Consider the following 21,712-nt stretch of genomic DNA (forward strand, 5'->3'; position numbering starts at 1 on the left):
CGGATTCTCGGGAGCTGATACCTCGCCGGAAAGTTTCAAGCCGCTTGACCGCGTTGCTCGGCCCATGTCGACCCCCCACGGGCGGCGCAAACGATGAGCGAGGAGGACGCGATGAGCGAGGAGGACGCGATGAGCGAGGAGGACGACTGGTTCGAGCGCGCGCTGCGCGAGACCGACGAGGAGAACGACGAGCGGCCGGTGGAGGGCGCAGAGGACGACGCCGCCGACGCTGAGGCGAACGACACCGAAGCGGACGGCGCGAACGCGGACTCCGCGGACGGCGAGGCCGACGACACGGTGACCGAACCCGATAGCGCGAGCGACGACGGTTCCGACGACCCCTTCGGCGGCGTCCGGGAGGGCACCAACTCGGACGGCGACGAGTTCGGCGGTGACGAGTTCAGCGGCGACGAGTTCGGTGGTGACGAGTTCGGCGACGATGACGCGGCGAGCGGCGGCGTTCCGGCTGACGCGTTCGGCGACGTCGGCGGCGACGGGGAGGTGGGGTCCTTCGGCGAGGACGACCCCTTCGGTGCGGACGATCCGTTCGGTGGAAGCCGAAGCGGGGGCGGGTCCGACGCCCGAGCGGGCGGCCGGGACGGCGGTGAGACGCCGGGCGGTGGAGCGTCGAGCGGTGGTGAGACGCCCGGTGGTCGGGAGTCGAGCGGTGGTGAGACGCCCGGTGGTCGGGAGTCGAACGGTGGGATGTCAGGCGATTCCAGCGATCCCTTCGGCGGCTACCGCGGCGCGGCGGCGTCCGACGACGACTTCGGGTTCGGCGAGTTCGGCGGGGACGGCCCCGGGAGCGGCGGGGGCGGCAAGGCCGGCTTCGACGTCGATCCCGACGAGTTCGAGTCGGAGATCTCGCGGACCGACATCGGCATCGAGGGGCTCGACGACATGATCCTCGGGGGCGTGCCGAAGCGGTCGCTGTTGTCGGTCATCGGCGGGGCCGGGACGGGGAAGACGACGTTCGCGCTCCAGTTCCTCAACCACGCGCTCGAATCGGGGAACAAGGGGATCTACATCACGCTCGAACAGACCCGCGAGTCGATCTTCGACACGGCGACCGAGAAGGGGTGGTCGTTCCGCGAGCACGCCGCCGAGGACCGGCTCGCGGTCGTCGCCATCGACCCCATCGAGATGGCGAACTCGCTCGCGTCGATCCGGAACGACCTCGTCCGGCTCATCGCCGAGTTCGACGCCGACCGACTGGTGCTCGACTCCGTCTCCCTCTTGGAGATGATGTACGACCACCCGGCGAAGCGCCGCTCGGAGGTGTTCGGGTTCACGCGATCGCTGAAGGAGGCGGGCGTCACCACGCTGCTCACCTCCGAGGCGAGCGAAGAGACCCCGTACGCCTCCCGGCACGGCATCGTCGAGTACCTCACCGACGCGGTGTTCGTCCTCCAGTACGTCCGCGGCTCCGACTTCCGGGAGACGCGCCTCGCCGTCGAGATCCAGAAGATCCGCGACGCGAACCACTCCCGCGAGACGAAGCCGTACGACATCACGGACACCGGGATCTCGGTGTACGATCAGGCGAACATCTTCTGAGTCGGTCGCGGGATCGACTTTTAAATTACGAGGCGGATTGCTGTCCTGACTTATAAATAGCCGGTGCGGTGGCGCGCGCCTGCGAGCGGTCGCCTCGGGCGACCGCGACGCAGCGCCGCGCGAGGGAGTCGCGAAGTGACGGGGCGACCGCAGGGAGCCCCGAGCGAGCGACGAGGCTGGGGAGGAACGAGGTGCGGTCGCCGTGTGGGACGGGACTCGAAGGGGCGGTCGGTTCCGGGAAGACGGCCGACGTAAGCACCGCAGCGAGCGTAGTGAGCGAGGAGCGCAGCGAGGCCATCGACCGGAACCGACCGGGGCTTCGGAACCTCCCACCGGACCCGTTCAATTCCATCGGTATACCTGCGGCTCACGAGTTGTTCGCCGCAGGTATGCACCGTCCGGGAGTCCCGTGAGCGGAGCGAACGGGACAACGGACGGGGCACGACGGACGGGAGTTTGCCGAGCGAAGCGAGGCAAACGTCGACTGACGAAGTCAGTCGGAAGTGCACCGTCCGGGAATTGAACCCGGGCTATTAGCTTGGGAAGCTAATGTCCTACCACTGGACCAACGGTGCTCGGATCGAGGTATCCGACCGTCCCACTTGAACGTAGCGTTTCGACGGGCGCGACCGCCCGCCCCCGACCCGAGTGCCGCGAGCCACACGCTTAAGCCGTCACCGACGGAGGCACGCCCATGACCGACGACGCAGCTGACGCGACGCGCTCCGACGCGGTCGACCGCGTGCGCGACCGCGCCGACGACCTCGCGCCGGCGCTCGGCGCGACGTGGACCGACGACGAACCGTGGCGCTTCCTCACCGACCTCACGGCGATCGGAAGCCGAATGGCCGGCAGCGAGGGCGAGCGCCGGGCCGCCGGGCTCGTCGCCGACGCCTTCGAGCGCGCGGGGCTCGCGGACGTGCGCACCGAGCCGTTCGAGCTGCCCGCGTGGGAGCGCGGGTCGGCGTCGCTCGACGTGACCGTCTCGGGACGGGAGGGCGAACCCGCGACGCGCTCCTTCGAGGCCCTGGCGCTCCCGTACTCGCCCGGGGGGAGCGTCGCCGGGGAGCTCGTCGACGTGGGGTACGGCACCCCGGCGGAGATCGACGAGCGCGACGTCGAGGGGCGGATCGCGGTCGCCTCGACGACGACCCCGGAGGGCGGACGCTTCGTCCACCGCATGGAGAAGTTCGGCTACGCGATCGACGCCGGCGCGGTCGGCTTCGTGTTCGTCAACCACCTCGACGGCCAGCTCCCGCCAACCGGATCGCTCACGTTCGGCGAGGAGGCCGAGGCGGTCGCAGTCGGCGTCTCGAAGGAGACCGGCGCGTGGCTCCGCGAGTACGCCGTCGGAGGCGGTTCCGGGGCGACCGGCGGCGCGAGCGGCGGCGTCGGCGGCGCCGCGGACGGCATCGCCGCGGACGACGTCGCGCAGGTCGAACTGTCGGTCGAGGCGTCGACGACGCCGGGCGAGAGCCGCAACGTGGTCGGCCGGGCCGGGCCGGACACCGACGACCGGGTGCTCCTGCTCGCCCACTACGACGCCCACGACATCGCGGAGGGCGCGCTCGACAACGGCTGCGGGATCGCGACGGTCGCGACCGCGGCCGGGATCCTCTCCGACGCGGACCTCCCGATCGGCGTCGACGTCGTCGCGGTCGGCGCGGAGGAAGTGGGGCTGCTCGGCGCGGAACACCTCGCGGACCGGTTGGACCTCGACCGAGTGGCGGGCGTCGTCAACGTCGACGGGGCGGGGCGATTCCGCGACCTCGTCGCGCTCGCGCACGCCTCCACCGCGGCCGCGTCGGTCGCTGAGGCGGTGTCGACCGCGACGCGCCAACCGATCGCGGTGGACGCGCAGCCGCACCCGTTCTCCGACCAGTGGCCGTTCGTGCGCCGGGGCGTGCCGGCGCTCCAGCTCCACAGCGACTCGGGCGACCGCGGGCGGGGGTGGGGGCACACCCACGCCGACACGCGCGACAAGGTCGACGACCGGAACGTCCGCGAACACGCGATGCTGGTCGCGCTGCTCGTCGCCGAGTTCGCGGCGCCCGAGCGCGACCTCCCCCGGCTCGACCGCGACGAGCTCGCGGCCGCGTTCCGCGAGGCCGACTTCGAGACGGGGATGCGCGCCGCCGACCTCTGGCCGGCGGGCTGGGACTGAGCCGCAGGGAGCGCCCCGGCCGCGACGAGACGGTCACTCGATGTCGGCGTCCGGCGTCGGCGGCGGGAGACGCTTGTGCGCGGTGGCGCGGTGACGGCCGAGCAGGTCGGCGACGAGCTCGCGGTCGACGGCAGCGAGCTCGGCGTCCGGGGCATCCGCGTCGATATCGGCGTCGGGAGCATCTGCGTCGATCTCGGCGCGGATTCGTTCGACGACGGACTCCGGGTCCAGCCCGCGGTCGACGCCGAGGTGGAGGACCGTGTCGACGACCTCGTAGGGGGCACCTAGGTCGTCCTCGTCGCGCTGTCCCGGAAGAAATCCGGCCGTCGGCGCCTTCTCGACGACGAACTCCGGCACGTCGAGTTCGGCCGCGAGCGCCCGGACGTCGGTCTTGTAGAGGTGTCCGAGCGGGAAGAGGTCGGCCGCGCCGTCGCCGTGTTTCGTGAGGTAGCCCAAGAGGAGTTCGCTCCGGTTCGCGGTGCCACAGACGAGGCGGCCGGTCGCGTTGGCGGCGAGGTACGCGACGGCCATCCGGAGCCGGGCGACCGCGTTCCCCGACCGGACCGGTTCGTCGTGGAGGTCGAACCGGTCGGGGGCGACCGCGCCGAACTGCGCGAACAGCGGCTGGAGGTGGACCGTGTCGTGGTCGATGCCCAGCGCCTCGGCGAGCGCCTCGGCGTCGCGGGCGTGCGGCGCACCGATCTTGTTACACGGGAGGATCAGCCCGTACACGCGGTCGGCGCCCAGCGCCTCGACCGCGAGCGCGGCCGTCACCGTCGAGTCGAGCCCGCCGCTCATGTTCACCACCACGCCGTCTGCGCCCGCGGCGTCGACCCGGTCGGCGAGGAACGAGCTGACTCGGTCGCGCTCCGTGACGGGATCTCGGTCCGGAAGCAGCGAGCGGGGTCCGGGTCCGGGGCGACCGGCGTCCCGCTCGCCTTCCGACGCGGACCCGGTCGCCGAACGCCCGGGGACAGGGACTTCCTCGGAGCCGAACGTCGACTCGCGGTCAGCCATCTACCCCTCCTGCCCGACCGGTCGGCCGCACCCGCCGTCGGGGCGTTCCGCCGGCGAGAGGCAACTCGCCGCCGAGAGGCGACCCGTCGGCGAACCGTCGCCGAGCGCGGGCGCGTCTCTGCGGGTGATCGCGAGCGTCACGTTGGATCGTCATCTGTCGCCCGCCGCTTCCGGTCGCGGTGGTAAATACTTGCGGTGTAGATCGTATAAGGAATTGATACAGTTAGCGCTAACTAAGAAATGTAAAAGCAGAAAGCAGCAACAAATGTAATATTATATTGGAGAAAATCTGTGTATATCGTTTACGCTGCCTCGGATAGTCGTCCAGTTCGCGTCTCGAAAGAAGCGGCTACAATTTATGATCAAGATCCGATAATCTGGGATACAAGAACAGCTCTAAGCATATAATGTCTTTATAACCAAACATTTATCTAAAGTTCGGGTTTCTTTCCGTCCATGTCAGATATTCAGTTGAGTTCGAGTCAGGACCGGGTGCTCACGGCGCTCGTGAACCTCTCCGAGGGTCGGGAGGCGCCGGTACAGGGGAGCGAGATCGCGGACGCCATCGATCGCAACCCGGGAACGGTCCGGAACCGGATGGGGACCCTCAGCACCCTCGGCCTCGTCGAGGGCGTCGCCGGGCCGGACGGCGGGTACGTCCCGACCGACGCGGCGTACGACACGCTCGGCATCGAGCGACTGGAGGACGCCGCGACGACGCCGGTCGAGCGCGAGGGCGACCCGGTCGAGGACGTCACCGTCGCGGAGATCGACCTATCGAGCGTCGCGAACCCGGAGCTGTGTCGCGCCGAACTCGTGATCCGCGGTCCGGTCGGTCCCTTCGACGCGGGCGATCATGTGACCGTCGGCCCGACGCCCGCGACCGGTCTGCGCCTCTCGGGCACCGTCGACGCGACCAACGTGAGCGGGAACACCCTGCTGGTCCGCGTCGACGGCATGGAGACGCCGACGAGCGGATCGGCGGCCTAGGCGGCGCTTACCGGTGGATCGGGGGCCCGAGCGGCGCCCGTTCGCCGAGGCGAGTCACTCCTCTGTGACGGCCGAAAAGAGCCTGTCTCGGACCGCGCCGGTCGCGGCCGCGGCGTGGCGCGCGTCGCGGTGGCGCTCGCCGAAGGCGACGCGCGCGCTCTCCGCGGCCTCGCGGTCGACCTCGAACGCCCCGTCGGAATCGACGAACGCGGCGTCGGGATAGGTCACGTCCCACAACACGAGCGGCTCCGGGGGCGCGGGCCCGACCCCATGTTCGCCGGGAACGGGTTCGGCGGCGAGGAGCCGGTCGATCCACGCGAGTTCGGCCGTGCCGCGACCGACCGCCCGGACCGCGGCGACGATCCGCCGCACGAGCGCGCGCGGAAACCCGTCCGCCGAGAGCTCGACGACGAGCGTGTCGCCCTCGCGGGTCGCCCGCACGTCCAGATCGCGGACCGTTCCCGTCTCGTCGATCGTCAGGTTGTGGAAGTCGTGTTCGCCCCCGAACCGCGCGAGCGCCGCCCGGAGACGGCCGTCGTCGACCGCGTGTTCCGGATCACGCCGGGCGCTCTCGGCGGTGTCGGCCGTACCGCCCGCGGAGTCCCCGCCGGCGACGGGCGCGTGGAGGTGGTACCGGTACGTCCGCCGGAGCGCGTCGTGGGTCGCGTGAAACCCCTCCCCGACGTCGGCGGCGGCCCACACGCGGACCGACCCGGGCAGGTGACCGTTGAACGCGCGCGGCGTGAGCCACGTCGGCGCCTCGAACGCGACCGTCTGGGCCACCGCCGAGACGCCGGCGTCGGTCCGGCCGGCCGCCGCGTAGCCGGGCGGCGTGGCGTGGGTCGGTCCGTCGCCCCGATCGACGACGCCGTGTTCCGCGAGCGCTCCGAGGAGGACGTCGGCGACCGTCCGCGCGTGCGGCTGGCGCTGGAACCCGGCGTACTCCCGGCCGTCGTAGGCGACGCGGAAGGCGCGCGTGACCGTCTCGTGCCCGCTCGACGCGTCCGTCACCGGGGGGCTTCGCCGTCGTCGTCCGCGTTCGAAGTCCCCGATTCGTCTCCTCGGTCCTCCGCTTCGTCGTCGTCCATCGGCACGGTCACCACCGGCACCGACGCGACGCGGACGACCTTCTCGGTGACGCTGCCGAGGAGGAGCCGGCGGATCCCCCGTCGCGTGTGGCTCGGCATGACGACGATGTCGGCGCCGTCGTCGATCGCGTTCTCGATGACGTCCAGCGGCTCGCCGCGGACGACGCTCCCGACCGTCTCGACGCCGGCGGCCTCCAGCTCGGCCGTCACCGCCTCGACGCGCGCCTCGGCCGCCGCCTCCACGCGCTCGGAGAACGCCCCGGACCGGGGGCCGACGAGCGTGTCGACCGCCGTGTCGACGGCCGAGACGACGTGGACCGTCGCGCCGTATCGCTCGGCGAGGCTGGCCGCGTGCGGGATCGCGTCGTCCGCCTCGCCGCCGGGCGCGACGGGCAGGAGGATGTCGTCGTACATGCGTGGTGAGGGAACGTCCACCCGCAAAGTCCTGTCGGCGCGAGCCCCTGTTCGCGGCCGCGGAGCACCGGATGGGCAAGGTTTTCCGACCGGCGCCCGTCCCGGAGTACATGGCACGAGAGGTTTCCAACCCCGACAACCCGCAGGTGACGCTCCAGACCAACCACGGCGACGTCGTCGTCGAGCTGTTCGCCGACCGCGCGCCGCGGACGGTCGAGAACTTCCTCGGGCTGGCCCGCCACGACCCCGCCGCCGACGCGGAGCCCGCGCCGGAGACGAACACGTGGGAGGACCCCAAAAGCGGCGAGGTGCGCGGCGACTCGCTGTACGAGGGCAACGTCTTCCACCGCGTCATCGACGACTTCATGATCCAGGGCGGCGACCCGATGGAGAACGGCCGCGGCGGCCCCGGCTACCAGTTCGACGACGAGTTCCACGACGAGCTCACCCACGACAGCCCCGGAATTCTCTCGATGGCGAACTCCGGTCCGAACACGAACGGCTCCCAGTTCTTCATCACGCTGGACGCGACGCCGCACCTCGACGGCAAACACGCCGTCTTCGGGCAGGTGATCGACGGGATGGACGTCGTCGAGGAGATCGGTTCGGTGCCGACCGGGCGCAACGACGACCCCCGCGAGGCCGTCGAGATCGAGCACGTCGACATCGACGAGTAGCTCCGGACTCCGCGGTCCACCGCGGCCCCGCCCGCGTGCGCTCCCCTCCCACGCCGGGGGGAGTTGAGAAGAGTTAAATTGTCCCCACCGTAAGCACCGTTCGCGCTCGGTTGGTGTAGTCCGGCCAATCATGTTGGCCTTTCGGCGGACGCGGCGCTTCGGCGCCGGTTCGGAAGTCAGCCGACGACCAGGGTTCAAATCCCTGACCGAGCATCCATTACTTCCGCGAGCGACGCGTCTCGTTTTCCGGGCGGTCGGCCTCGCGTCGCGTCGATCCGAAGGGGAAGAATCACCTCCCTCGACGACGGAGTCCGCGTATGAGCGACCCATCCGACGAGCGTGACGGCGACCGATCCGAAGGGAGTGACGGCGACCGGCCAGACGACCGCCGGTTCGAGACCCGCGCGATCCACGCCGGGCAGGAGCCGGACCCGGAGACGGGGGCGCTGATGACGCCGATCCACGCGAACTCGACCTACGAGCAGGACGCGCCCGGCGACCACCGCGGCTACGAGTACAGCCGGACGGGCAATCCGACGCGAAGCGATCTGGAAGCCAACCTCGCCTCGCTGGAGTCCGGCAGCCACGCGCGCTGTTTCTCCTCGGGTATGGGCGCGATCAACACCGTCCTCAACCTCCTGTCCGCGGGCGACCACGTCGTCGCCGGCGATGACGTGTACGGCGGCACCCACCGCATCCTGACGCAGGTGTACGACGAGTACGACGTCGACACGACGTTCGTCGACACGACCGACCACGACGCGGTCCGCGACGCGATGCGCGAGGAGACGGAGCTGGTGTGGGTCGAGACGCCGACGAACCCGCTGATGAACGTCAACGACATCGGCGCGCTCGCCGACATCGCCCACGAGAACGGTGCGCTCTGTGCGGTCGACAACACGTTCGCGACGCCGTACCTCCAGCGACCGCTCGAACACGGCGCGGACGTCGTCTCCCAGTCGCTGACGAAGTACCTCGGTGGGCACTCCGACACCATCGGCGGCGCGCTGATCGTCGACGACGAGGAGTTAGACGAGCGGCTCGGCTTCTACCAGAACTCCGTGGGCGCGACGCCCGGCCCGTTCGACGCGTTCCTCGTCCTCCGCGGCACGAAGACGCTCCCCGTCCGGATGGACCGCCACTGCGAGAACGCGATGGCGCTCGCCGAGTGGCTGGACGACCACGACGCGGTCGAGCGCGTCTACTACCCCGGGTTGGAGTCGCACCCGGACCACGAGCTGGCGGCCGAGCAGATGGACGACTTCGGCGGCATGCTCTCGTTCGAACTCGACGGCACCCTCGACGAGGCCTCGACCGTCGTGAGCGAGACGGAGGTGTTCACGCTCGCGGAGTCGCTCGGCGGCGTCGAGAGCCTGATCGAGCAGCCCGCCGCCATGACCCACGCCGCCATCCCGCGCGAGGAGCGTCTCGCGGCCGGACTCACCGACGGACTCATCCGGGTCTCGGTGGGGATCGAACACGTCGACGACATGAAAGCCGACCTCCGGGCGGCGTTCGACGCCGCGCTGTCGTAGGCGTCTCAGCCTGCCACCGTCTCGCGCCGCGGGGGCGACAGCGGCGTTTGCCGGACGACCACCATTTATACCGACCGCGTCGAGTCTCCTCCCCATGAGCGATCCAGACGTCTTGGTGCTTCGACAGACGATCCACGGGCTGGGCCCCGACGAACTGGCGGCGGCGATCCGCGAGCGACTCCCGGACGCAGAGGTTGCGCGGGCCCGGACTCCCGCCGAGGAGCGCGAGTTGATCCGGACGGCGCGGGTGGCCGTCGGGCTCAACATCGACGAGGAGCTGCTGGCCGCGGCGGAGGAGTTGGAGCTGTTCGCCTGCGTGTTCGCGGGGACGGGTCACCTGCCGCGCGACCTGCTCGCCGACCACGGAGTCGCCGTGACGAACGCGTCGGGAGTTCACGGACCGAACATCGCCGAACACGTGATCGGATCGATGATCGCGCACGCGCGACAGTTCCACCGAGCGTACCGCCAGCAGACCCGCCGCGAGTGGCGCACCTACGAGACGACCGAGGTGTACGGGTCGACGGTCGCCGTGGTCGGGCTCGGCGCCATCGGGCAGGCGGTCGTCGACCGGCTGGAGTCGTTCGACGCCGACACGGTCGGCGTGCGCTACTCCCCCGAGAAGGGCGGCCCGACCGACGAGGTGTACGGGTTCGACGAGTTCCACGAGGCGGTCACCGACGCGGAGTACGTCGTGTTAGCGTGTCCGCTCACGGAGGCGACGCGGGGGCTGGTCGACGCCGACGCGCTGCGGACGATGCGCCCCGACGCGATCCTCGTCAACATCGCTCGCGGTCCGGTGGTCGACACCGACGCCTTGGTGACGGAGCTTCGGAACAACCGCATCCGCGGCGCGGCGCTCGACGTCACCGACCCGGAACCGCTGCCGGAAGACCACCCACTGTGGGGGCTGTCGAACGCGACGATCACGCCGCACAACGCCGGTCACACGCCCGAGTACTACGAGCGCGTCGCGGAGATCCTCGCCGACAACGTCGCGCGGCTGGAGGCCGGCGACGAGCTGCGGAACCGCGTGGTCTGAACGCTACTGAGGGCCAGAACGCCCGAAGTACATACATCTATATAGTTCTATTTGTTTGGTAATATCAATTCGTATGCCTACCTGAACGGCTGGAAAGGCGTATTCGGTCGAATCGCCCTCCGTTTTTGAATCGGGGTATATATTTTGATCAAAATTAAGGTGTTCCGCTCCGGAGGGCGAGGTATGGAAACGCGGAAGGTCCAGGTCACCGGCGGCTCGACGTACACCGTTTCGATCCCGAAGACGTGGGCGACCGACAACGACGTCGAGGCCGGGACGGAGATCGAGTTCCACCCGGACGGCGACTCGCTGTTTCTCACGCCCCTGTCCGAGTCGGAGCGGACGCGGGGGACGCTGGACATCACCGACCTGTCCGGGCAGGCGCTCCGGCGCGCGGTGACGACGATGTACGTCAGCGGTTTCGACGTCATCGAGCTGGAGGCCGGGGAGATCACCACCGAGCAGCGCTCGTCGATCCGCGACGCGGTCCAGAGCCTCGTCGGGTTGGAGGTGTTAGAGGAGACGCGCGACCGCGTCGTCGTTCAGGACTTACTCGACTCCTCGGAGCTGTCGATCCACACCGCGGTCACGCGAATGCGGCTGATATCGCTGTCGATGCTCGAAGACGCGATCACCGCGCTCGCGGAGCACGACCACGACCTCGCGCGCGACGTGATCGGCCGCGACGACGACCTCGATCGGCTGTGGCTCGTCGTTTCGCGCATCTTTCGCGCCACGCTGCGGACGCCGAAGGCCGCCGAGGAGCTCGGCCTCCCGCGCGAGGAGTGTTTCGACTACCACTCCAGCGCCCGCCAGCTGGAGCGGATCGGCGACCACGCGACGAAGATCGCCCACCTGACGCTGAACATCGACGAGCCCCTGCCCGAGGCGGTCGTCGAGGCGGTGAGCGACCTCCACGGCGACGCCGTCGACGTGATCGACACGGCGATGGAAGCGCTGTTCGAGGACGACACCGAGGCGGCGACGCGTCGGGCGAACGACGCGCGGACCGGCGTCAGAGCGATCGACGAGCGAGTCCGCGCCATCGACGAACTGCTTCGCGAACTCGACCCGACGCGCGCGCAGCTGCTCGGGCTCGTCGTCGACTCCGTCCTCCGATCGGCCGACTACGGTGGGAACATCGCGGAAACGGCCCTCCAGAAGGCCGCGCCGACGCCGTGAGCAACGTTCCGCCGAGGCCTCCCGCCGCCGAGAAGCTGGGCGTCGCGCTCGTCGTTGCCGGGTGAACGGGTTTTTTCAGCGCGCTCTCCCGAGGTGATCGCATGCCAGAGATCGAACTCGGCGTACCGAGGGGCGTCGTGGAGTCGCTTCCGGAGGAGGAGGGGACCGCCGAACGCGACATGCGACGCGCTATCGCGGGGATCCAGTCGCGGCTGAACGACGCGCTCGACGAGGCCGAGCCCGACGAGGCGGCCGAGGTCGTCGCCGACGCGGTCGAGCGCATGGAGACGCAGGCGAGCACGTACCACGAGTTCGTCCCGGAACTGCGCGCGTGGGGGCAGTCGCCGATATACGCGATCGCGTGGCGGAACCTCTACCTCGAACTCATCGGGCAGCTGTACGACCACGAGTGGCTCGCCGACGACCTCGACCGTGAACGGAACTTCCGGCTGGTTGAGGACGGAATCCGGCTGTCGGACCTGTAACCGGTACGGACTCGCGCTGGTTGCGGGTCGCTGTCGGAGCGCCTTCCGCGGCCGGCCGCTTTTAAGCCGCCGCGACACGACGTACGGATATGGAACTGGAACTGCGGTTCTTCGCGACGTTTCGCGAGGCTGCCGGCGGGAAGACGGTAAACGCGGAGTTCGCCGACGGCTCCACTGTCGGCGACGTGTTGCGCGAACTGGAGTCGGAGTACGAGGGGATGTCGGGGCGGCTGATCGTCGACGGCGGGCTCGCGCCCCAGATCAACGTCCTGAAGAACGGGCGCGAGGTGCTCCACCTCGACGGCCTCGACACGCCGATGGCGGACGGCGACCGGCTCTCGGTGTTCCCGCCGGTCGCCGGGGGAGCATGAGCGACGACGGGGCGGCGGCGGACGCGGACGCCGTGGAGGAGAAGAGCGGGGCGGACGAGGGCGCCGCGGCGGCTGACACGCCGGGCCTCCCGCCGGCCGAGGAGGGCCGGGAACGCGAGACGGTCGCGTACCGCGGGATCTCCCGTAGACTCGCCGCCCACTACCTCCGGAACCTCGGCGGCGAACTCGTCGGGACCGACGACCCGGCGGAGGCGACGCGCGTGGACGGCGACGGCTGGCGGGTGACCCTCAGCGCCGAGACGGTGACCGCCGCGGCCGCCATCGAACTCACGGAGGTGACGGCCGAGTTCGCCGGCGACCCCGACGTGCTCGCCGACCTCCTCCCGAAGTACCGGCAGAAGGCCATGCGCGCCGGCGGGTGATGTCCGACGACGACGCAAACGGGGGGTCCGATCGCGAGGACCCAGACGACGCGGATCGCGCCCGCGGTCCGTATCCGATCGAGGGGACCGCCTTGGTGAAGACGGCCGCGCTCGCGAGCGTCCCCGCCGCGCGCGTGCCGGCACTGCTCGCGCGCGTTCAGGCCGACCTCGGCCCGAGAATCGACGCGTACCGCCGGAGATACGAGCGGATCGCGGTCGAGCCGGACCGCGAGACGTTCCTCGTCGAACCCGACCACTGGGACGCGGTGGCCGACCGCGTCGGGCTCTCCGAGCGCGAGCGCGACGCCGTGGTCCGCGCCCACGAAGCGGCCGTCGAGCGGATCGGCTCAGGGAGCGGTCGGCGCGAGGAGTTCGACACCGCCCTGGAGATCCGGTCGGGCGTCGTGATCGGCGTCGACGCGGAGGGAGGCGCCCGCGACGGTACGGAGGGTGACGCCCGCGATACCGAAGCTGCGGGCGGTGGCGAGGGGGACACCGACGGCTGACCCGAACCCTGCCGTCACCGACGCCTTTTCGGACCGCAACGCAGACACTCCGGCATGCGACTCGCTCGACTGCTCACGCCGGACGGCCCCGTCGCTGGACGCTACGTCGACGGCGCGGTCGTCTCCGACGACGGTCGGTACGAGGTCGGTCGCGATGGGCGACTGCTCCCGCCGTGTGAGCCCAGCGCGCTGTACTGCGTCGGCCGGAACTACGCCGAGACGCTCGACCAGATGGAGTACGAACGGCCCGAAGAGCCCGATTTCTTCATCAAGCCTCCCGCGAGTCTGCTCGCGCACGGCGAGGAGATACGGTATCCAGCGTGGACCGACGAACTGACGTACGCCGGCGAACTGGTCGCCGTGATCGACGAGCGGTGCCGCGACCTCGCCCCCGAGGACGTGCCGGACGTCGTGCGCGGCTACACGGTAATGAACGACGTCGACGCGCTCGACCAGCAGGGGCGGACCGCGCGCAAGGCGTTCGACGGGTCGGCGCCGCTGGGGCCGTGGATCGAGACCGACGTGGACCCGACGAGCCTCGACGTCGAGACGACCGTCGGCGGCGAGCTGCGACAGGACGCCAACACCGAGCTGATGCTGTTCGGGCCTCGCGAAATCGTCTCGTACCTCTCGAAGCGGTTCACCTTCGAACCCGGCGACTGTATCGCGTTCGGCAGCCCGGCGAACCCCGGCCTCGTCGAACCCGGCGAGCGCGTCGAGATCACCTACGAGGGGGTCGGAACGCTCTCGAACCGGGTGGTTGCTCCGGATTCGGGGTGATCCCGCTCGGTTCGGCCGAGTGACCGTTGACTGGTCTCAGCGTTCGGTGGGATCAAGGTCGTCGACGCTCGCGTCGTCGATCAGGTCGTCGACGGTCGCCAGCGCCGTCTCGTCGCCGTTCCGGACGTACTCGCCGATCGCTTCCGCGGCCTCGACGAGGGCGTCCGCGGCCGCCGGGGGCAGGTCGCCCCCGAGCGCGTCGGCGCGCGCGACTCGGTCGCGCAGGCGCTCGAACGCGGCGCGGGCGGGGGCGACTCTGGAGACGGGGTCGGCTCCGTCGACGGTGACCGACGGTGAGTCATCGCCCTCGTCGGCCGTGACCGGCGAAGAGTCGTCGCTCTCGTCGACGGTGACCGGCGAAGAGTCGTCGCTCCCGTCGACGGTGACCGGCGAAGAGTCGTCGCTCCCGTCGACGGTGACCGGCGAAGAGTCGTCGCTCCCGTCGGCCTCGGCGGTGTCCCTCACGCCCCGTTCGTCGTCGGCTTCGGTTTCAGCCTGGGACTCGAGTTCGTCGAGGAAGTCGAGCGCGTCGCTGCGGTACGCCTCGACCGCGCGCACGGCCGCCATCCCCCGTGCCTCGCGGAGCGCGGTCGGGACCTCGTCCGTCGGCGGACGTTCGCCGTCGGCGGCGCCGGCGAGCAGCGCGAGGAGGTACTCGCGGTCGGCGTCGGTGGGGTCGCGCAGTCGCTCGAAGCAGTCGACCGCCTCCAGCAGTTCGCGGGCCGCGAGGTATGTCCCGTCGAGCGGCGCGAGGCGTCCACCGCGGATGAACCCGCGCTTCCGGCAGTACTCCCGGAGGTCGGACTTGAGCTCGTCGGCTCCCGACCGAGGGAGGGTCCCGGGCGCGTCGCCGAACCGCTCGCGGTGAGCGGCGAGATCGAGCGAGACGGGCGCGTCGGTGTGTGCGGTGCGAGCGTCGACGCCGACGCTCCGCAGGTCGCCGCAGCTCGGACACGCGACCGAGCCCGTCTCGTAGTACGACCACCGCGCGCCGCAGGACTGGCACTCGCGTTCGCCGCGAACCTTCATGCGTTCGGTTTCGTCGCGTCCGCCCTAAACGACTGCGGGTCGGCAGCGCGGGCTCGGAAGACGGCCGTTCGTTACTGGAGCGGTCGCGAGGCAGCCGACCGGTTCGTCGGCGGTCGGCGCGAGCTGCGAGGTCCCTCACGCTCGAAGCGGGATCGTCGAACGTCGAATCGTATATTCGACACCATCGGATAGCTTTTTACTCCGTTCACGAATGGAGAGAGACATGGGACTAGACGACGACGCGCGGGAGTACCACCGGCAGGAACCCCCCGGAAAGATAGCGATCGAGACGACGAAGCCGACGAACACGCAGCGAGACCTCTCGCTGGCGTACTCGCCGGGCGTCGCGGCGCCGTGCCGCGACATCGCGGCCGACCCCGAGTCCGTCTTCGAGTACACGGCGAAGGGGAACCTCGTCGCCGTCGTCTCGAACGGCTCGGCCGTCCTCGGTCTCGGCGACATCGGCGCGGCCGCCTCGAAGCCCGTCATGGAGGGGAAGGGAGTGCTGTTCAAGCGGTTCGCCGACATCGACGTGTTCGACATCGAGCTCGACATCGACACCGTCGACCCGTTCTGCGAGGCCGTGAAGGCGATGGAGCCGACGTTCGGCGGGATCAATCTCGAGGACATCAAGGCGCCCGAGTGCTTCAAGATTGAAGAGCGGCTCCGCGAGGAGATGGACGTCCCGGTGTTCCACGACGACCAGCACGGCACCGCGATCATCTCCGGCGCGGCGCTGATGAACGCGGTCGACATCTCCGATAAGGACCTCTCGGAGCTCGAAATCGTCTTCTCCGGCGCCGGCGCGTCCGCCATCGCGACGGCCCGATTCTACGTGTCGCTCGGCGCGCGCAAAGAGAACATCACGATGTGCGACTCCTCCGGAATCATCACGGAGGAGCGCGTCGAGGCCGGCGAGGTCAACGAGTACAAGAGCCAGTTCGCCACGCCCGTCGAGGGCGGCGACCTCGCGGACGCCATGGAGGGGGCAGACGTGTTCGTCGGGCTCTCCGTCGGCGGGATCGTCTCGCAGGAGATGGTCCGGTCGATGGCCGCCGACCCGATCATCTTCGCGATGGCGAATCCCGACCCGGAGATAACCTACGAGGACGCGAAGGACGCGCGCGACGACACGGTGATCATGGCGACGGGGCGGTCCGACTACCCGAACATGGTGAACAACGTCCTCGGGTTCCCGTTTCTGTTCCGCGGGGCGCTCGACGTGCGCGCGACCGAGATCAACGAGGAGATGAAGGCGGCGGCCGCGGAGGCGCTCGCCGACCTCGCCCGCAAGGACGTCCCGGACGCGGTCGTGAAGGCGTACGGCGACGACCCGCTCCAGTTCGGGCCCGACTACGTCATCCCGAAGCCGCTCGACCCCCGGGTGCTGTTCGAGGTGGCGCCGCGCGTCGCCGAGGCGGCGATGGAGTCCGGATCGGCACGGACCGAGATCGACTTGGAGAAGTACCGGGAGCGACTGGAGGCGCGGCTCGGGAAATCCCGCGAGATGATGCGCGTCGTGCTGAACAAGGCCAAGAGCGACCCGAAGCGGATCGCGCTCGCGGAGGGGACCGACGAGAAGATGATCCGCGCGGCCTACCAGCTCTCCGAGCAGGGGATCGCCGAGCCGGTGTTGCTCGGCGACGCCGACACCATCTCACAGACCGCGGCCGATCTCGGGCTCTCGTTCCGCCCCGACGTCGTCGACCCCGACGACCGCGACGTCTCCGCGTACGGTGACCGGCTGTACGAGCTCCGCAAGCGCAAGGGGATCACGAAACGCGAGGCGGGGGACCTCGTCAAGCGCGACACGAACTACCTCGCGAGCGTGATGGTGGAGACCGGCGACGTCGACGCGATGCTCACCGGGCTCACGCACCACTACCCGTCCGCGCTCCGGCCGCCCCTCCAGATCGTCGGGTCCGCGGCCGACACGGACACCGTCGCCGGCGTGTACATGCTCACGTTCAAGAATCGGGTCATTTTCTGTGCGGACACGACCGTCAATCAGGACCCGGACGCCGAGACGCTCGCGGAAGTCACGAGGCATACCGCAGACCTCGCACGGCGGTTCAACGTCGAGCCGCGCGCGGCGATGCTGTCGTACTCCAACTTCGGCAGCGTCGACAACGAGGGGACGCGGAAGCCGCGCGACGCGGTCGATATCCTTCAGTCCGACGACGCGGTCGACTTCCCGGTCGACGGGGAGATGCAGGCCGACACCGCGGTCGTCGACGACATCCTCAACGGGACGTACGAGTTCTCCGAGCTCGACGAGGCCGCTAACGTCCTCGTGTTCCCGAACCTCGAAGCCGGGAACATCGGGTACAAGCTGCTCCAGCGCCTCGGCGGCGCCGAGGCCATCGGCCCGATGCTCGTCGGTATGGACGAGCCGGTCCACGTGCTCCAGCGCGGCGACGAGGTGAAAGACATCGTCAACCTCGCCAGCGTCGCCGTCGTGGACGCGCAGAAGTAGACGCGCAGGAGTGGACGCACAGGAGTAGTCGCCGGGCGCTCCCCGGGAGCGGGGCGGCACACCAATTTTACTTGTTTCCAACTACGACAGCATTGGTATGGTGCCCAGCGAGGATCCGGACGAAGCGACCGGGCCGCGAGTGCTCGATAACAGGCGCGACGCGACTCGTTACCGGGTCCTCGTCGAGATCGCCGCGCGACAGCCGGCGGTGAGTCAAGAGGAGATCGCCGAGGTCATCGGAGTGACGTCACAGGCGGTGAGCGACTACGTCCGAGACCTGGTGGACGGCGGGTTCGTTGAGAAGCGAGGTCGCGGTCGGTACGAGGTGACGAAAGAGGGCGTCGACTGGATCATCACGAGAACGGACGCTCTCTCGGAGTTCGTCTCTCGCGTGTCCGACGACGTTCTTGGGAGCGTCGACGTTGACGCCGCGGTGGCGACCGACGCGCTCGAAGAGGGAGACCAAGTGGGTCTGGAGATGCGCGACGGCGCGTTACACGCCGTTTCCGAGGGGGGTTCGGCGACCGCCGTGGTCGTCACGGGCGGTTCGGCGGGCGAAGCTGTCGGCGTCACTGACTTCGAGGGCGTCGTCGAGTACGACCCGGGCGTGGTGACCGTCGTCCCCGTCCCGGCCGTGACCGAAGGCGATCCGCCGTCCCTCGATATCATCAGAGATCGCGCCGCGGGGGCGGACCTCGTCGCGGTCGGTGGAACCGAGGCCTATGCGCTCGCGACCCGTGCCGGACTCCAGCCGGACGTGCGGTTCGGGTCAGCGACGGGAGTCTCACAGGCTGCCCTCCGAGGGTTGGACGTGTTGTTGCTCGTGTCGACTGACGAACTTTCCCGACACACGACACGGCTCCGCGAAGACGGCGTACGGTACGAGGTCCGGGACTCCCTCGATCGGTGAGTCGTCCGGCGAGCGGTGAGGATTGCGAACGGTTGGTGTGGTGAATAGTTGATGTTGTGAGTGATTGGTGTTGTCGATGGAGAGAGACACCGAGTTTCCGGTGAAATCGGGTTGAGGCGGGTGTGGTCGGGGAGCGGTCGGGTCATCACGGCAGGTCATCGTACGTTTCTGACCATCGCTAAACAACAGGTTTTATTATCTAATCCAGAGTAAAGTTCGCCAAGCCAAATGAACGAGTAGTAGCCGAGCGATATTGGGCGTTTCACCGGAAACGTGGTCTGTCCTGCGGCGGGTCTGCCCGATATCTTCTCGAACACCGTGTTTCCGGTGAAATAGGCGGGAACACACCGCTCTGAAGCCACCTCTAGTCCTCTCTCCGTCATTCGTCACCGCCGCAGAGAAGGTCTCCTCCGGTCTGTCTCGGACGGCGGTTCCTCGTCCACTCAGCTCTCGTTGGTCTCACCCGCTAGCCGACCCTACTCTATCCCACCCCACTTCACCCCGTTTCACCGGAAACGCGGTGTGTGTCTCAACCAATCGACCCGCCTCACAACCGCCGCCGCAGACGGTCGCGAAACAGAACGCATTTCACCGGAAACCCGGTGTCTCCCTCATGGACGCAGCGGACGACCTCTTCACGAGGGAGGACCCCATCTTCGCGAACAAGGAGCTCCTCGAGATCAGTCACCTGCCGGGCGAGGGACGCATCGTCGGCCGAGACGACGAAATCGCCGATCTGGCGACGGCGGTCAATCCGGCCATCTTCGGACAGAGTCCGAGCAACGTCCTCATCTACGGGAAGACGGGCACAGGGAAGTCGCTGTGCGCGAAGTACGTCTCGAAGCGACTCGTTTCGACGGCGAGCGAGGAGGGCGTTACTGCGACGTTCGCCTACGTCGACTGCGCACAGGACACCACGGAAACGCAGGCGGTTCAGACGATCGCCGAGGGCGTCAACGACCCCGAAGAGACCGGGATCAACGTCCCGGACAAGGGACTCTCGACTTCCACGTACTACAAGCGTCTCTGGCGGATCCTCGACCAGCGGTACGACGTCGTCTTAATCCTTCTCGACGAGATCGACAAACTCGACGACGACGCCATCCTGATGCAGCTGTCGCGCGCGGGAGAGGCCGGAAAGATCACCGACTGTAAGCTCGGTGTCGTCGGAATCAGCAACAAGATCCAGTACAAAGACCGCATGGACGAGCGCGTCAAATCCAGCCTCTGTGAACGTGAGTTCGTCTTCCCGCCGTACGACGCGAACCAGCTCCGAGAGATCATGCAGGCGCGCGCGGACGCGTTCCACGACGACGTTCTCGAACCCTCGACGATTCCCCGCGCCGCCGCACTCGCGGCACGCGAACACGGCGACGCGCGGAAGGCTATCGACATCCTCCGGTACGCGGGAGAGATCGCACAGGCGAACGGCGAACCCACGGTCCGCGAGGAGTTCGTCACGCAGGCGCGCGAGCGGGCCGAGACCGACCGCTTCCGAGAACTCATCCGGGGGTCCACGCCGCACTCGCGGTACGTGCTTCAGGCGCTCGCGCTGCTCTCGCTCTCGAACGGGCGACAGGACGGGTTCCGAACGAGTCGCGTGTACGAGATCTACGAGAACATCTGTCGACAGGAAGGCTCCGACAGCCTCTCTTTGCGACGCGTCCGTGACCTCCTGAAAGAACACGCCTTCCTCGACATTATTGAACAGTCGAAACACAGCGGCGGGAGCGCTGAGGGGAGCTACACGAAACACCAACTCCTCGAGGATCCGAGCGTCGTCAAAGAAGTCCTCACCGAGGACGACGCCGAAGCGTAACCGAACCGCGTACCGTCGCCCGACGGCGACCGCCACCCGCTGGACGCGAACTGCCAGCCTTCGTTCCGACTCTCGCTCCCGCACCGAGACGACGCCTCCGAACAGACCGATCGATTCGCCGCCTCAGCCGAGCAGGCCGAGCCCCTCGATGCGCTCGACGATCTCTTCGACGGCTTCCTCGGCGTCGTCGGTCCGCTTGCCGCCGGTGATAACGATCTTTCCGCTCCCGAAGAGGAGGATGACGACCTCGGGTTCGTCCATGCGGTAGACGAGCCCGGGGAACTGCTCCGGCTCGTACTCCACGTCTTCGAGGCCGAGGCCGATCGCGAGAGCGTTAAGGTTGAGGTTGTGGCCGAGGTCCGCGCTCGACACGATGTTCTGAACGGTGATCTCTGGGTCGTCTTCGACCGGGATCTGAAGCCCGCGAAGCTTCTCGAAGATGATCCCGAGCGCATCGTGTACGTCGTCGATGCTCTTCGCGCCCGTACAGACGATCTTCCCCGAGCGGAAGATGAGCGCGGCCGCCTTCGGCTCCTGGGTCCGGTACACGAGGCCGGGGAAGTTGTCCGGGTTGAAATCCGCACCCGGGAGGTCCTCCGCGAGCGCCTCCAAGTCGAGCTCCTGACCGATACCCGTCGATGCAACAACGTTCTGAATCTCGATCGAGTCTGCAGGGTTCGTCATCGTTCGCTTTTATATGTGTCCCCCTCCCTTATAAACGCCCGTGGTATAAACGACAAGTTTGCCACGAGCCGCACTCGGTTACATCTCGCGTACGCGTGAGGTCGCTTACGAACCTCGGGAGTCGATGATCTAATTCTTACATGTCGGCCGATCACAAGTTCTTTTCAGGTCGTTCGATACCGACGACGCTTTCGCGACGCTACCCTCCGCTGATGGATCAGATCGTTGTAAACTGCTCCATGAAACCGCATGACGTGGCGGAGTTGGTTCGACGGGGTTAAGTACAACCCGGGCATTCGAAGAAATGCGAGGCGCCCCCGACGAGGGGGCACCGACCGGCCGTCGACGCGGCCGGTCGAAGCGTTCCGACGTGCTTAAGTGTACAAGCCCGTTCGGTTGATACGCGAAGAACGCACCGCGGACTCGGGCCGTTCAACTCGGCCCGGTTTCGCAGAGTCGGCTTGTCCGACTCACCTGATGAGGATCGCGCCCCCTGCGCTCCGGCGTAAGCGGCGATCTGATGTGAGCCGTGGTCGTTCGGTGTCATCCAAGCCGTTGGATGGACCGGACACCACACAGACCAATGCAATGGTGTGTCAATCT

The 21,712-nt window shown here is 68.5% G+C and carries 20 protein-coding genes and 2 tRNA genes; 16 read left to right on the forward strand and 6 right to left on the reverse strand.

Going from position 1 to position 21,712, the window contains the following annotated elements; translation table 11 throughout:
• Positions 1-129 precede the first annotated feature (129 nt).
• The gene (locus EXE46_RS05765) at positions 130-1,557 is read left to right on the forward strand and encodes a KaiC domain-containing protein (RefSeq protein ID WP_137687551.1); all 1,428 of its coding nucleotides are present in this window, start codon (positions 130-132) and stop codon (positions 1,555-1,557) included.
• Positions 1,558-2,061: 504 nt separating this feature from the next.
• Here EXE46_RS05765 and EXE46_RS05770 read toward each other — a convergent pair.
• Positions 2,062-2,132, reverse strand: a tRNA-Gly gene (locus EXE46_RS05770).
• A gap of 119 nt (positions 2,133-2,251) precedes the next feature.
• Here EXE46_RS05770 and EXE46_RS05775 point away from each other — a divergent pair.
• Positions 2,252-3,721: a M28 family metallopeptidase gene (locus EXE46_RS05775; RefSeq protein WP_137687532.1), complete on the forward strand. Its 1,470-nt coding sequence runs from the start codon at positions 2,252-2,254 to the stop codon at positions 3,719-3,721.
• A 33-nt stretch (positions 3,722-3,754) separates the two neighbouring features.
• On the opposite strand, the gene nadE is transcribed toward EXE46_RS05775, so the two are convergent.
• Complete coding sequence (gene nadE, locus EXE46_RS05780; protein WP_137687533.1) at positions 3,755-4,738, reverse strand: NAD(+) synthase; 984 nt, start codon at positions 4,736-4,738, stop codon at positions 3,755-3,757.
• A gap of 456 nt (positions 4,739-5,194) precedes the next feature.
• Here nadE and EXE46_RS05785 point away from each other — a divergent pair, with 456 nt between their 5' ends.
• Positions 5,195-5,728 (forward strand): Rrf2 family transcriptional regulator, encoded by a 534-nt coding sequence (locus EXE46_RS05785; RefSeq protein WP_137687534.1) that lies wholly within the window; start codon positions 5,195-5,197, stop codon positions 5,726-5,728.
• A gap of 54 nt (positions 5,729-5,782) precedes the next feature.
• Here the strand turns inward: EXE46_RS05785 and truA are convergent, their stop codons facing one another.
• Both truA and EXE46_RS05795 read right to left on the reverse strand, forming a co-directional pair.
• Positions 5,783-6,739: a tRNA pseudouridine(38-40) synthase TruA gene (truA, locus tag EXE46_RS05790; RefSeq protein ID WP_137687535.1), complete on the reverse strand. Its 957-nt coding sequence runs from the start codon at positions 6,737-6,739 to the stop codon at positions 5,783-5,785.
• Positions 6,736-7,230: a universal stress protein gene (locus EXE46_RS05795; protein WP_137687536.1), complete on the reverse strand. Its 495-nt coding sequence runs from the start codon at positions 7,228-7,230 to the stop codon at positions 6,736-6,738. The genes truA and EXE46_RS05795 overlap by 4 nt, the downstream gene beginning before the upstream one ends.
• A 110-nt stretch (positions 7,231-7,340) precedes the next feature.
• Between EXE46_RS05795 and EXE46_RS05800 the strand changes: the two genes are divergently transcribed.
• The 10 genes from EXE46_RS05800 to EXE46_RS05845 all read left to right on the forward strand — a co-directional run bounded on the left by EXE46_RS05800 (position 7,341) and on the right by EXE46_RS05845 (position 14,191).
• Complete coding sequence (locus EXE46_RS05800; RefSeq protein WP_137687537.1) at positions 7,341-7,907, forward strand: peptidylprolyl isomerase; 567 nt, start codon at positions 7,341-7,343, stop codon at positions 7,905-7,907.
• A gap of 104 nt (positions 7,908-8,011) precedes the next feature.
• Positions 8,012-8,120: transfer RNA gene (locus EXE46_RS05805), tRNA-Glu, on the forward strand.
• A 104-nt stretch (positions 8,121-8,224) separates the two neighbouring features.
• On the forward strand, positions 8,225-9,442 hold the full coding sequence (locus EXE46_RS05810) for a cystathionine gamma-synthase (RefSeq protein WP_137687538.1): 1,218 nt from the start codon (positions 8,225-8,227) through the stop codon (positions 9,440-9,442).
• A 94-nt stretch (positions 9,443-9,536) separates the two neighbouring features.
• A complete protein-coding gene (locus tag EXE46_RS05815) occupies positions 9,537-10,484 on the forward strand; it encodes a D-2-hydroxyacid dehydrogenase (protein ID WP_137687539.1) in 948 nt (315 codons plus the stop codon).
• Positions 10,485-10,667: 183 nt separating this feature from the next.
• Positions 10,668-11,666, forward strand: coding sequence for a phosphate uptake regulator PhoU (locus EXE46_RS05820; protein ID WP_137687540.1), 999 nt, complete (start codon positions 10,668-10,670; stop codon positions 11,664-11,666).
• A 101-nt stretch (positions 11,667-11,767) separates the two neighbouring features.
• Entirely contained in the window at positions 11,768-12,151 is a 384-nt protein-coding gene (locus EXE46_RS05825; RefSeq protein ID WP_137687541.1) for a hypothetical protein, read from the forward strand.
• 89 nt (positions 12,152-12,240) lie between these two features.
• Positions 12,241-12,522, forward strand: a complete 282-nt coding sequence (locus EXE46_RS05830) for a ubiquitin-like small modifier protein 1 (protein ID WP_137687542.1) — start codon at positions 12,241-12,243, stop codon at positions 12,520-12,522.
• Entirely contained in the window at positions 12,519-12,905 is a 387-nt protein-coding gene (locus EXE46_RS05835) for a hypothetical protein (protein ID WP_137687543.1), read from the forward strand. The genes EXE46_RS05830 and EXE46_RS05835 overlap by 4 nt, the downstream gene beginning before the upstream one ends.
• The gene (locus tag EXE46_RS05840; RefSeq protein WP_137687544.1) at positions 12,905-13,411 is read left to right on the forward strand and encodes a hypothetical protein; all 507 of its coding nucleotides are present in this window, start codon (positions 12,905-12,907) and stop codon (positions 13,409-13,411) included. Before EXE46_RS05835 ends, EXE46_RS05840 begins: the two co-directional genes overlap by 1 nt.
• A 54-nt stretch (positions 13,412-13,465) precedes the next feature.
• Complete coding sequence (locus tag EXE46_RS05845) at positions 13,466-14,191, forward strand: fumarylacetoacetate hydrolase family protein (protein WP_137687545.1); 726 nt, start codon at positions 13,466-13,468, stop codon at positions 14,189-14,191.
• A gap of 36 nt (positions 14,192-14,227) precedes the next feature.
• Here the strand turns inward: EXE46_RS05845 and EXE46_RS05850 are convergent, their stop codons facing one another.
• Complete coding sequence (locus tag EXE46_RS05850) at positions 14,228-15,220, reverse strand: hypothetical protein (protein WP_137687546.1); 993 nt, start codon at positions 15,218-15,220, stop codon at positions 14,228-14,230.
• Between the two features lie 223 nt (positions 15,221-15,443).
• On the opposite strand from EXE46_RS05850, the gene EXE46_RS05855 reads away from it, so the two are divergent.
• The 3 genes from EXE46_RS05855 to EXE46_RS05865 all read left to right on the forward strand — a co-directional run bounded on the left by EXE46_RS05855 (position 15,444) and on the right by EXE46_RS05865 (position 20,425).
• On the forward strand, positions 15,444-17,696 hold the full coding sequence (locus tag EXE46_RS05855; RefSeq protein ID WP_137687547.1) for an NADP-dependent malic enzyme: 2,253 nt from the start codon (positions 15,444-15,446) through the stop codon (positions 17,694-17,696).
• Between the two features lie 97 nt (positions 17,697-17,793).
• Complete coding sequence (locus EXE46_RS05860; protein ID WP_137687548.1) at positions 17,794-18,606, forward strand: MarR family transcriptional regulator; 813 nt, start codon at positions 17,794-17,796, stop codon at positions 18,604-18,606.
• 613 nt (positions 18,607-19,219) lie between these two features.
• Positions 19,220-20,425, forward strand: coding sequence for a Cdc6/Cdc18 family protein (locus tag EXE46_RS05865; RefSeq protein ID WP_004598511.1), 1,206 nt, complete (start codon positions 19,220-19,222; stop codon positions 20,423-20,425).
• 123 nt (positions 20,426-20,548) lie between these two features.
• On the opposite strand, the gene EXE46_RS05870 is transcribed toward EXE46_RS05865, so the two are convergent.
• Positions 20,549-21,109: a TATA-box-binding protein gene (locus tag EXE46_RS05870; RefSeq protein WP_049932645.1), complete on the reverse strand. Its 561-nt coding sequence runs from the start codon at positions 21,107-21,109 to the stop codon at positions 20,549-20,551.
• Positions 21,110-21,712: the final 603 nt, after the last annotated feature.

Origin of the sequence: Halorubrum sp. GN11_10-6_MGM (genome assembly GCF_005435165.1) — an archaeon.
GTDB lineage: Archaea > Halobacteriota > Halobacteria > Halobacteriales > Haloferacaceae > Halorubrum.